Origin of the sequence: Saccharibacillus kuerlensis DSM 22868, assembly GCF_000378145.1 — a bacterium.
Taxonomy (GTDB): Bacteria; Bacillota; Bacilli; order Paenibacillales; family Paenibacillaceae; genus Saccharibacillus; species Saccharibacillus kuerlensis.
In genome coordinates this window covers 46,445-57,637 of sequence record NZ_KB899300.1, presented here as the reverse complement: position 1 = coordinate 57,637, position 11,193 = coordinate 46,445, and the positions used below count along the sequence as shown (strand labels likewise).

General features: G+C 51.5%; 9 protein-coding genes and 1 rRNA gene. All 10 read left to right on the top strand.

Annotated elements, in window-relative coordinates; translation table 11 throughout:
* Positions 1 to 113: 113 nt before the first annotated feature.
* The 10 genes from rrf to ispF all read left to right on the top strand — a co-directional run bounded on the left by rrf (position 114) and on the right by ispF (position 11,179).
* Positions 114 to 230 (top strand): 5S ribosomal RNA (gene rrf, locus F456_RS0117755).
* 660 nt (positions 231 to 890) lie between these two features.
* Positions 891 to 2,018: a glycosyl hydrolase family 28-related protein gene (locus F456_RS0117750; protein WP_018978400.1), complete on the top strand. Its 1,128-nt coding sequence runs from the start codon at positions 891 to 893 to the stop codon at positions 2,016 to 2,018.
* A 352-nt stretch (positions 2,019 to 2,370) separates the two neighbouring features.
* On the top strand, positions 2,371 to 2,838 hold the full coding sequence (locus F456_RS0117745) for a CtsR family transcriptional regulator (protein ID WP_018978399.1): 468 nt from the start codon (positions 2,371 to 2,373) through the stop codon (positions 2,836 to 2,838).
* A 54-nt stretch (positions 2,839 to 2,892) separates the two neighbouring features.
* Entirely contained in the window at positions 2,893 to 3,417 is a 525-nt protein-coding gene (gene mcsA, locus F456_RS0117740; protein WP_018978398.1) for a protein-arginine kinase activator protein McsA, read from the top strand.
* Positions 3,418 to 3,431: 14 nt separating this feature from the next.
* Complete coding sequence (gene mcsB / locus F456_RS0117735; protein WP_018978397.1) at positions 3,432 to 4,496, top strand: protein arginine kinase; 1,065 nt, start codon at positions 3,432 to 3,434, stop codon at positions 4,494 to 4,496.
* A 66-nt stretch (positions 4,497 to 4,562) separates the two neighbouring features.
* A complete protein-coding gene (gene clpC, locus F456_RS0117730; protein WP_018978396.1) occupies positions 4,563 to 7,025 on the top strand; it encodes an ATP-dependent protease ATP-binding subunit ClpC in 2,463 nt (820 codons plus the stop codon).
* A gap of 275 nt (positions 7,026 to 7,300) precedes the next feature.
* A complete protein-coding gene (gene radA / locus F456_RS0117725) occupies positions 7,301 to 8,677 on the top strand; it encodes a DNA repair protein RadA (protein ID WP_026293960.1) in 1,377 nt (458 codons plus the stop codon).
* A gap of 75 nt (positions 8,678 to 8,752) precedes the next feature.
* On the top strand, positions 8,753 to 9,832 hold the full coding sequence (disA, locus tag F456_RS0117720; protein WP_018978394.1) for a DNA integrity scanning diadenylate cyclase DisA: 1,080 nt from the start codon (positions 8,753 to 8,755) through the stop codon (positions 9,830 to 9,832).
* Between the two features lie 160 nt (positions 9,833 to 9,992).
* Positions 9,993 to 10,694 carry a 2-C-methyl-D-erythritol 4-phosphate cytidylyltransferase gene (gene ispD, locus F456_RS0117715; RefSeq protein WP_018978393.1) on the top strand — a complete coding sequence of 234 codons (702 nt, stop codon included), beginning with the start codon at positions 9,993 to 9,995 and terminating at the stop codon, positions 10,692 to 10,694.
* The gene (gene ispF / locus F456_RS0117710; RefSeq protein ID WP_018978392.1) at positions 10,691 to 11,179 is read left to right on the top strand and encodes a 2-C-methyl-D-erythritol 2,4-cyclodiphosphate synthase; all 489 of its coding nucleotides are present in this window, start codon (positions 10,691 to 10,693) and stop codon (positions 11,177 to 11,179) included. Before ispD ends, ispF begins: the two co-directional genes overlap by 4 nt.
* Positions 11,180 to 11,193: the final 14 nt, after the last annotated feature.

Here is an 11,193-nt window from a genome sequence, read left to right as displayed (position 1 = left end):
CCTGTACTAATCGGTCGAGGGCTTATCCTATCGCTTTCTCAGAAAGCACACTTTGTTGACGCAAAGGTAGATCGTTTCGGATCCGGTTTTCAGGGTGCAAATCCTGTATTAGGTTTGGTGGTGATGGCAGAGGGGTTCCACACGTTCCCATCTCGAACACGACCGTTAAGCCCTCTAACGCCGATGGTACTTGGACCGCAGGGTCCTGGGAGAGTAGGAAGCTGCCAAGCCGATGAAAAAGAGCCTTTACCGTATACACGGTAGAGGCTCTTTTTGTGTTTATGTTTGTTTTTGTATTTGCAAGTATTGCCCTTGATATTATTATGAATTTTGTGTGATTGTGATCTGCCCGCCCTTCCACCCCGCAGCCGGCAAAGCCGCTGCCTCTTTCCCTGGCTGAATCCAGCCAGATTCCCTTATCCTGATTCCCTAAACTCTCAAGCGGTCAGAAGCTTGAGAAGCCTTCCACCTCACCCCGAGAGCGGGCCTTTTTCGAACCGGAGCGCCTTTGCCCTTTCCCCTTTTCCTCCAGACGGTGTTCGTTCAATGAGAAAGGGGAAAGGGCAACGAAGCGCAGGTCGAAAAAGGCCCGCGGTCCTCCACAGGTTCCCCACACTCCGAGGATAACTTTCTTGGTTTTGCTTAAAAGTTATCCTTTTATCGACTCGATTACACACAGGTTCTCCACAAAAACAGCTTTCTAAAGAAGTTATCCACCGAGTTTCAAGGTTCTCGGTAAATAAATGTATTATTTTGTTTCTTTAATGATGATAAATAATAAGTTATCCCCAAACTATTTATTTTTATATTTTGGAAATTATGTTTAAGGCAGCAAGCATTTCGGTTTATAAACTTAGTAAAAAATAAAAAGTTAAAATTGGAGGAATGGGATGAAGAAATTAAGTTTAAAAGGAAAGCGGATGAAATGGATAGGTGGAGTCATCTTGATGTTGGCTGTTGTATGTTTGGGCCCCCTTTCGTCGGCTCAAGCGGCCAAGCCTGCAAATTCTCTCTCTGTTACTGCTTATGGAGCAATCGGAAACGGTAAAACGGACTCGCTTAAGGCTTTTGAGAAGACGATCAAGGCAGCCAAAAAGCAGGGTAAAAGTGTATACATACCGGCAGGAAACTTCTTACTAAGTGGTCGCTTGACGATAGATGGTGTAAAAGTAATCGGAGCCGGAGCGGAGCGGTCTATTCTAACATCGACTAACTCGGAAAGCGGTTCTATTGATCTTAGAGGCGAGAATGTAGAACTGCAAAACCTGGCGCATGTGTACAAAAAAACGGGTAAGCGCGATGGAGCCGATGCCAAGAACAGCATAACAGTGCTCGGCGCTTCTAACTTTGTGATTCAAAATGTCCGTATCGTGGGAGCAGGAACGGCCGGCATTTTGGTGCGGGATAGCGCTGTTGATGGAACAATCTCTAACAATCTTGTCAAAAGCACGAAAGCAGACGGTATCCACATTACAGGAGGAAGCCAGCGGATTACCGTCGAACACAATACCGTCAAAAAGACAGGCGACGACGCAATTGCGGTTGTAAGCTACAAAAAGGACCGAGCGATGACAAGTAATATTGTGATTCGTGAAAATTCGGTCGGTTATGCTTCAAAAGCGCGTGGTATTTCTGTAGTAGGCGGTAGTGACGTCTTGATCGAGAAAAACAAAATCAATAACACCGAAATGGCCGGCATCTATATCGCGGTCGAAGCGGGTTTTGAAACTCGCAACGTCAACAATGTGGGAATAAGCGGCAATACGGTGATCAAGTCCGGCACAAGACCGACTGACGATCATCCGAATGTACTGATTTTCGCTTCCGAGGGCAGCATTAATGAAGTTCGTTTTGACAAAAACATCATTTCCAAATCGGTTAACGCCGGAATTGGAATCTGGGGAGACGGAAAGATTGGCAATATTTACTTTACGTCCAATCAAGTTACAAATTCCGGAGAAGGCGCAACAACGTTTAAAAAAGGAGAAATTCATGCCGAGGGAAACAGCGGTTTCTGATCGGATAGAATGGAACCGAAGCAACAGAAGAAGGCTGCGGGAGACCGCAGTCTTTTTTTGCATGTAAGAGAAGCAGAGCACTTGGCAATCGAAGAAAATATGATATAATAAATATAAGTCAAAGAAAGTCAAAGTCAGCTGGACAGCAGTTACTTTAATACCCTGCAATACGCCGCAAGCGAACGGTGCCTCGCATCTTGAACGGATTTCTTTTGAATAGAATGAGTGCGTTCAGAATGCTCGAAAAAACCAGACGTTTCTTCCTTTTTGCGGAAGGGTTATTTTAAGAGTAGGCTCCACATCCGGATATCAAGTCGGGCGGCGGCTCAGGCAGATCGTGGAGGGCGAATCAATGCGTAACATTTCCGATGTCATTGAGCATTATCTAAAGACGGTTTTGCAGGAAAGTCAGGGAGGCATGATCGAAATTCAGCGCAATGATCTGGCCGATCGTTTTTCCTGCGTACCTTCTCAGATCAATTATGTTATCAGTACACGTTTTACTTTGGAAAAAGGTTACTTGGTCGAAAGCAAGCGCGGCGGCGGCGGGTACATTCGTATTCAGCGAATTCAACTGCCGACCCATTCCGAGCTTCATGCCCATGTTCATGAAACGATTGGCAGTCAAATGAGCCAGTCGGCTGCAGAAGGGCTGATCTATCGGCTGCAGGAAGCGAATTTGATTACGGGACGCGAAGCCGCGCTGATTCGTTCGGCTGTTTCGCGCAATACGCTGCTTCTTAAGCTTCCCTATCGAGATGAGATGCGCGCGCGTATTATGAAAGCGATGCTGATTGCTCTGATGGGGCAGCAGGAATAAATCGGTGAGCAGATCGGGTTAACCCGCGTTTATTTTGTGAAGGAGGTGGGGCGAGTGCTTTGTCAGGAATGCCAGCAGCGGCCCGCAACCCTGCATTTTACGAAAATCATCAACGGTGAAAAAAACGAATTTCATATTTGTGAACATTGTGCACGGGAAAAGGGTGAGATGATTCCGGGAACATCCGGCGGATTCTCGATCCATAACCTGCTTTCAGGATTTCTGGATTTTGATATGACCGGTAAGACACAGTCTGGAGGAGCCGCGCAGGCCCAGCAGCTTCATTGCGAAGAGTGCGGTATGACTTATGCGCAGTTTCGCAAGATTGGACGTTTCGGATGCAGCTCCTGTTATAAGCATTTTGACGGCAAGATCGATCCGCTGCTCAAACGTGTACATGGGGGAACCGTGCATGCCGGCAAGGTACCGAAGCGCGGAGGAGCTGATCTTCAGCTTCAGCGAGAGATCGAAACGCTCAAGCAGGAACTGCAGCAGCGGGTCGAAAAGCAGGAATTCGAAACGGCCGCACAGCTTAGAGACCGCATACGCGAGCTTGAGCTGCAGCGGTCCCAGCGTTAAAGGAGGGCCGGTCCATGTCGGATTTTGCATTTACGAAAAATGCGCTTAGCAGTTGGATGAAGGGTGAAGGAAAAGATTCCGACATCGTTATCAGCAGCCGAGTGCGAATTGCACGCAATCTGCGATCGCTGCCGTTCCCGCTCGTTGCAAGCGAGGAGCAGGCGGAAGAAGTCAGACAGGCGGTTATCGCAGCGTCTGAACAGGCGGCTGAAGAGCTGGGCCCAATGCAGCCGATTCGGCTTGAAGAGCTGAACGAGATTGATCGGCAGGTATTGGTTGAGAAGCACTTGGTCAGTCCGGCGCTTGTGAATGAATCCAGGGAAGCGGCCGTTGTGCTCAGCACCGATGAATCGCTGAGCATTATGGTAAATGAAGAAGATCATATCCGTATTCAATGTCTCCGTCCGGGATTTCAGGTGAAGGAGGCGTGGGAACGGGCAACTTCGGTAGACGATGCGCTCGAAGCCCATGTGGATTATGCTTTTGACGACCGTAGAGGCTACCTGACCAGTTGTCCGACGAATGTCGGAACAGGTCTGCGGGCTTCGGTTATGATTCACATGCCCGCGCTTGTTATGACGCATCAGATTGGCCGCGTATTGAACGCCGTCTCCCAGGTAGGTCTGACGGTTCGCGGCATTTATGGAGAAGGCAGCGAGGCTCAGGGCAATCTGTTTCAGATCTCCAATCAGATTACTCTGGGTCAGAGCGAGAAAGAGATTGTGGACAACCTCGAAGGAATTGTCGCGCAAATCATTGAATATGAACGTCAGGCGCGCAGTCGGCTTGTCAGTGAGTCCAAGATTCGGCTGTATGATCGGGTCATGCGATCATATGGTATTCTGACCCATGCAGCAATCATCGATGGAAAAGAAGCCGCGCAGCGGCTGTCCGATCTTCGTCTTGGTGTGGATCTTGGCTGGATCGAAGGGCTTCCGATAACGCTGCTGAACGAATTGACCATTTTGACTCAACCAAATTTCCTTCAGAAAACGTTCGGTGCTACAATGAACACATCAGAGAAGGATATGTACCGGGCGCAGTTAATCCGGGATAAACTGGTTAAAAGTAAAGAATAGCATCCGGTTCGACGGCTGAATAATTATTTGGCCAGGAGCTAACTACTTTCTGGAGGTGCTTTGCATATGATGTTTGGCAGATTTACGGAACGCGCGCAAAAAGTTCTGGCTCTTGCCCAAGAAGAAGCGGTAAGACTCGGACATAACAACATTGGCACCGAACACATTCTGCTCGGCTTGATTCGTGAAGGCGAAGGGATCGCAGCCAAAGCGTTGATCGGACTCGGACTCGGATTGGAACAGATCCAGAACGAAGTCGAGACGCTGATCGGACGCGGTCAGGAACAGCCGACGAATATCGCATATACTCCGCGGGCGAAAAAGGTCATCGAACTGTCGATGGACGAAGCACGTAAGCTCGGCCACACTTATGTCGGTACGGAGCACATCCTGCTCGGCCTGATTCGTGAAGGTGAAGGTGTAGCGGCACGGGTGCTGAACAACCTGGGCATCAGCTTGAACAAAGCCCGGCAGCAGGTTCTGCAGCTGCTTGGCAGCAGTGAAGCTGTATCCAGTCATCACGGTACGCCGGCCAATGTCAGTACGCCTACATTGGACAGCTTGGCACGCGATCTGACCGCTTATGCGAAAGATGGCAATATCGATCCGGTAATCGGTCGCAGCAAAGAAATCGACCGCGTCATTCAGGTTCTGAGCCGCCGGACCAAAAATAATCCGGTGCTGATCGGCGAACCTGGTGTAGGTAAGACGGCGATTGCCGAAGGCTTGGCGCAAAAGATTATCAATAACGAAATTCCCGAAACGCTGCGCGAGAAGAGAGTCATGACGCTTGATATGGGCTCTGTCGTAGCGGGTACTAAATATCGCGGTGAGTTCGAGGATCGTCTGAAAAAGATTATGGATGAGATTCGTCAGGCGGGCAATGTTATCCTGTTTATCGATGAGCTTCATACGCTGATCGGTGCGGGCGGAGCGGAAGGTGCAATTGACGCCTCCAATATCCTCAAGCCTTCGTTGGCACGCGGCGAGCTGCAGTGTATCGGAGCGACAACGCTGGACGAATATCGCAAATATATCGAAAAAGATGCCGCATTGGAACGCCGCTTCCAGCCGATCACGGTTGATCAGCCTTCGGTCGACGAAGCGATTCAGATCTTGATGGGACTGCGTGACCGTTACGAAGCGCATCACCGTGTCAAAATTACGGATGAGGCGATTGAACAGGCGGTTAAGCTGTCGGACCGTTATATCACGGACCGTTTCCTTCCGGACAAAGCGATCGACTTGATCGACGAAGCGGGATCGAAAGTAAGGCTGCATACGTATACGGTACCGCCAAACTTGAAGCAGTTGGAGAATCGTCTTGAAGACATCCGCAAGGAGAAGGATTCCGCGGTTCAAAGTCAGGAATTCGAAAAAGCGGCAGCTCTGCGCGATACCGAACAAAAGATTCGCGAAGAGCTGGAAGTAACCCGGAACCAGTGGAAGGAAAAGCAGGGTCGTACCGATTCCGAAGTAACGCCGGAAGATATCGCGGACGTTGTCAGCAGTTGGACCGGCGTGCCGGTAACAAAGCTGAAGGAAGAAGAAACGGAACGCCTGCTGAATATGGAAGAACTGCTTCATAACCGTGTCATCGGCCAAGACGAAGCTGTTGTTGCTGTCAGCCGCGCGCTTCGCCGTGCTCGTGCCGGTCTGAAGGATCCGAAGCGTCCGATGGGCTCGTTCATTTTCCTCGGCCCTACTGGTGTCGGTAAAACCGAGCTGGCACGTGCGTTGGCGGAAGCAATGTTCGGCGACGAGAATGCGGTCATCCGAATCGACATGTCCGAGTACATGGAGAAACACTCGACTTCCCGACTTGTCGGAGCTCCTCCAGGATACGTGGGTTATGAAGAAGGCGGTCAACTGACCGAGAAGGTTCGCCGTAAACCGTATTCCGTTGTACTGCTGGATGAGATCGAAAAAGCGCACCCTGAAGTATTCAACATTTTGCTGCAGGTGCTGGAAGACGGACGTCTGACCGATTCCAAAGGCCGCGTTGTCGACTTCCGCAATACGCTGATCATTCTGACATCCAATGTTGGCGCAGATGCGATTCGTCGCAATTCGACGCTGGGCTTTACGGCTGCTGTGGACAGTGGAGCGGAATACAGCAATATGAAAGGGAAAGTCATGGACGAGCTCAAAAAGAGTTTCCGTCCGGAGTTCCTGAACCGGATCGACGAAGTCATCGTCTTCCACTCTCTGGAAGAGAAGCACATCGGCCAGATTGTGACGCTGATGTCGGAAGAACTGCGCAAGCGGTTGAACGAATACGGCGTGAACTTCACGTTGACCGATGCTGCGAAAGCATTCCTGGCTAAGGAAGGCTATGATCCTGCATACGGCGCTCGACCGCTTCGTCGGGCGATCCAAAAGCACATTGAGGATCGTCTGTCCGAAGAACTGCTGACAGGCCGCGTAACTCAAGGCGATTCGCTGCTGATCGACGAGAAGGACGGTGCGCTTACTGTCGATAAGACGGAAGAGCAGCCGGCTGTAACGATTGAAAAATCAGATAAGTAAAGGTAGTGGCCAAGCTTCATTAGAAGCCGGCTAATTATATACAAGGCCCGGGCCGGGCGATGCTTTGCGCTCCTCCGGTCTGCCGGCCGTCAAAGCCGGGCCGCGAAGTTTTGTCTTCGCGGTTCGGCTTTTTTGCTTGGCAGGGGAGTTTGCATGCGGATGAACCCTTACTTTTACAAGCGATAAATGATAAACTTTTAATAAAGAGCTTTCCGTAGGCCGGAGGCGAGCGGACGGGTTCGGTATGCCGGGATAACCGGTAAGAGAGGAGATCCATGGCCAAAACAAAAACAAAGTTTTATTGCACCGAGTGCGGCTATGAGTCGCCAAAATGGTATGGGAAATGCCCAGGCTGTCAATCCTGGAACTCCATGGTGGAGGAAACGGTCAGCAGCGTAAAAACTCAGGGGATGAGCGGCATGAATGCTTCCCTGTTCCAAGGAACGCAAAAACCTCTTTCTATTGTCGATATTGAAGGAGGTCAAGAGCCGCGGGTCGATACGAAGATCGGTGAGTTGAACCGCGTGCTCGGCGGAGGCGTCGTGCCTGGTTCGCTTATTCTTGTCGGCGGCGATCCCGGTATCGGAAAGTCGACCCTGCTGCTGCAGGCGTCGCATTCGTTAGCCGCTTCGGGATTGAAAGTTCTATATATTTCCGGCGAAGAATCGGTTAAGCAGACCAAGCTGCGTGCCGAACGTCTCGGCGCGCTTTCTGCACAACTGTATGTACTCTGCGAGAGTAACATGGAGCAGATCGAGCAGGCGATTGAACAGATCGCTCCCGACTTCCTCGTCATTGACTCCATTCAGACGGTATATCAACCGGATGTGACCAGTGCACCGGGCAGCGTATCGCAGGTGCGGGAATGTACAGCCCGCTTTATGCGTTTGGCGAAGAACGGCGGCATTGCCATTGTATTGGTCGGTCATGTGACGAAGGAAGGTGCGATCGCAGGGCCGCGTATGTTGGAGCATATGGTGGACTGTGTCCTTTACTTTGAGGGAGAACGCCATCACACGTACCGGATTCTTCGAGCGGTCAAAAACCGGTTCGGATCAACAAACGAGATGGGAATCTTCGAGATGCGGGAGCATGGCCTGGACGAAGTCACCAATCCTTCGGAACTGTTTCTATCCGAACGGGCGATGGGCGTATCGGGAACAACCGTAGTGGCCAGCATGGAGGGAACAAGACCCGTATTGGTCGAGATCCAGGCGCTGGTTGCGACAACACATTTTCCATCGCCTAGACGCATGGGAACCGGTATTGATTACAATCGCTTGAATCTGATTATCGCTGTATTGGAAAAACGTATGGGTCTATACATGCAGACGCAGGATGCTTACGTTAATGTAGCGGGCGGCGTCCGTCTCGATGAACCGGCGGTCGATCTGGCTGTGGCCGTTAGTATTGCGTCCAGCGTGCAGGACAAGCCGACCCGGCCTTATGACGCTGTATTTGGCGAAATTGGTCTGACAGGAGAAGTGCGTGCCGTGGCACGGGCCGAACAGCGGGTCAAGGAAGCGCAGAAGTTGGGCTTCAAACGGGTAATTATGCCGAGTAAGAGTTTAAAAGGATGGAAGCATCCCAAAGGCATCGAACTGATCGGCGTCGAGACCGTTTCGCAGGCGCTTAAAGCAGCGCTGGAGTAGGGCGTTGACCGGGTTGGATCGATGAGATGAGCTGAGAGAAACAATTAAAGCGGTCAACGCAGTGGGAGGTAGGCAATGAAAGAAGCGGAATCTGTGAAAATGAATGAACTGCTCAAACTTGTCGCGCCGGGGGCTCCTTTTCGCGATGGGCTTGAGAATGTGCTGCGAGCCAAAACGGGCGCGTTAATCGTAGTCGGTTACAGTCCGGAAGTCATGGAAGTTGTCGACGGTGGATTTTCGATCAACTGCGATTTTTCGCCGAACTATTTGTATGAGCTGGCCAAAATGGACGGTGCGATCATTCTCAGCGAAGATCTGAAACGCATCCTGTACGCTAATACCCAGCTGATTCCGGACCCGGCGATCTCTTCGTCAGAGACAGGAATTCGGCACCGGACAGCGGAGCGGGTAGCAAAGCAGACCGGCAAACTGGTCGTGTCCATTTCGCAGCGGCGCAATATTATTACTTTATATTTAGGGAATCTGCGTTATGCGCTTAAAGAAGTCGGAGTCATCCTGACCAAAGCTAACCAGGCTATTCAAACTCTTGAAAAATACAGGGTAGTGCTGACGCAGGCGTTGACCAACCTGACCGCTTCCGAGTTCGAAGAGCTGGTCACGCTGGCAGAAGTCGTCGGAGTCATCCGCCGCGTTGAAATGGTGCTCCGGATCAAAACGGAAATTCAGCGTTATGTCAGCGAGCTGGGCAACGAAGGCCGATTGATCTCCATGCAGATGGAAGAGCTTGTCGGCAATACGGAGCGCGAAGTGCTGCTGCTGCTCAAGGACTATATTGCCCATCCGGGAGACGACAAGGACAAAGTTAAAGAAGTGCTGTCCTCGCTCCGCCGTTCTACGGACGAAGAACTGCTCGATACGACGCATATCGTACGGCTGCTCGGTTATCCGGCGCAGGCATCGGTTACGGAAGAACTGCTTACGCCCCGTGGATATCGCGTGCTGAGCAAGATTCCTCGTCTTCCGAACATCATCGTGAACAATCTTACCGAACACTTCGGTCAATTGGGGCATGTGGTACGCGCGGAACTTGAACATCTGGATGAGGTCGACGGCATTGGCGGCGCTCGTGCGCGGACGATCAAGGAAGGACTGCGGCGTCTGCAGGATCAGGTGTTTATTGAACGGCAGGTATAATCGCAAAATGAGAGAACAGGCGTCTTTCCTTGGGAAAGGCGCTTTTTTCATATGTGCTCCTGTAAGTTTTCATGCCGGATTGTAGTTTTCGCGGCCTGCCGCGGGTATACTAAAGAGACGCGAAAACAGCGAAATGGGGATAAAGGCGGGGCTTGAAGCAATGGAACGGAACTTGAGCGCAATCGTAGTCGCGGCCGGTCGCGGGTCGCGCATGGGTACGAAAGAAAGCAAGCAGTTTCTCGAACTGGGCGGACGTCCGTTGTTCCTGCGGGCGATCGAAGCGTTTGGACGATTCGATGCGACTGCGGAGATCATTGTGGTAACAGGTGAAGCAGATGTCGAGCGCTGCAGACGCTATATCGAACAAGCGGGTTGCCTACGCGTAAAGACGGTCGTAGCTGGCGGAACAGAACGTCAGCATTCCGTCTACCAAGGACTTAAGCAGGCCTCTTCGCCATGGGTGATGGTACACGACGGCGTGAGACCTTTTATCCGGGTAGAAGATATCGAATCCTGCTATGGGGAGATGCTTCGCACTGGTGCGGCCGTATTGGCTGTACCGGTCAAAGACACGATCAAGACCGTAGGCGGAGACGGCATGATTGTCGATACGCCTAACCGCAGTCTGCTGTGGGCCATTCAGACTCCGCAGGGGTTCCGGACCGAGGAACTGCTTCGTGCACACGAACAGGCAGCCGGAGAAGGATTTGTCGGTACCGACGACTCCATGCTGATTGAACGGCTCGGCGTGACGGTCAGCGTAGCACGCGGCGACTATACGAATATCAAGATTACGACGCCCGAGGATCTGGATTACGCGGAATTTTTGATTCGGTCGGAGCGGAAGGAGACAGAGTCATGATCAGAATAGGACAAGGGTTTGATGTGCACCAACTGGTGGAGGGACGTCCCTGCATTATCGGGGGTGTCACCATTCCGCATGAAAAAGGGCTGCTCGGGCACTCCGATGCCGACGTGCTTCTGCATACGATCAGCGACGCCATCTTGGGAGCGCTGGCGCTGGGCGATATCGGTCGGCATTTTCCCGATACAGATCCGGAATTCAAAGATGCGGACAGTCTGAAGCTGCTGAAGCATGTCTGGAAAATGGCGGAGGAGCGCGGATACGTTCTCGGCAACGTTGATGCTACAATCATTGCGCAGAAGCCGAAGATGGCGCCTTACATTCCGCAAATGGTGACAATCATTGCAGGCGCTCTGGGCGCCGACGAATCGCAGGTTAATGTTAAAGCGACGACAACCGAGTGGCTGGGCTTTACCGGCCGCGGCGAAGGAATCGCGGCACAGGCCGTTGTCTGCCTGACAAAGGGTATGCTATCATCTTGAAAGAGTTTAGAAAC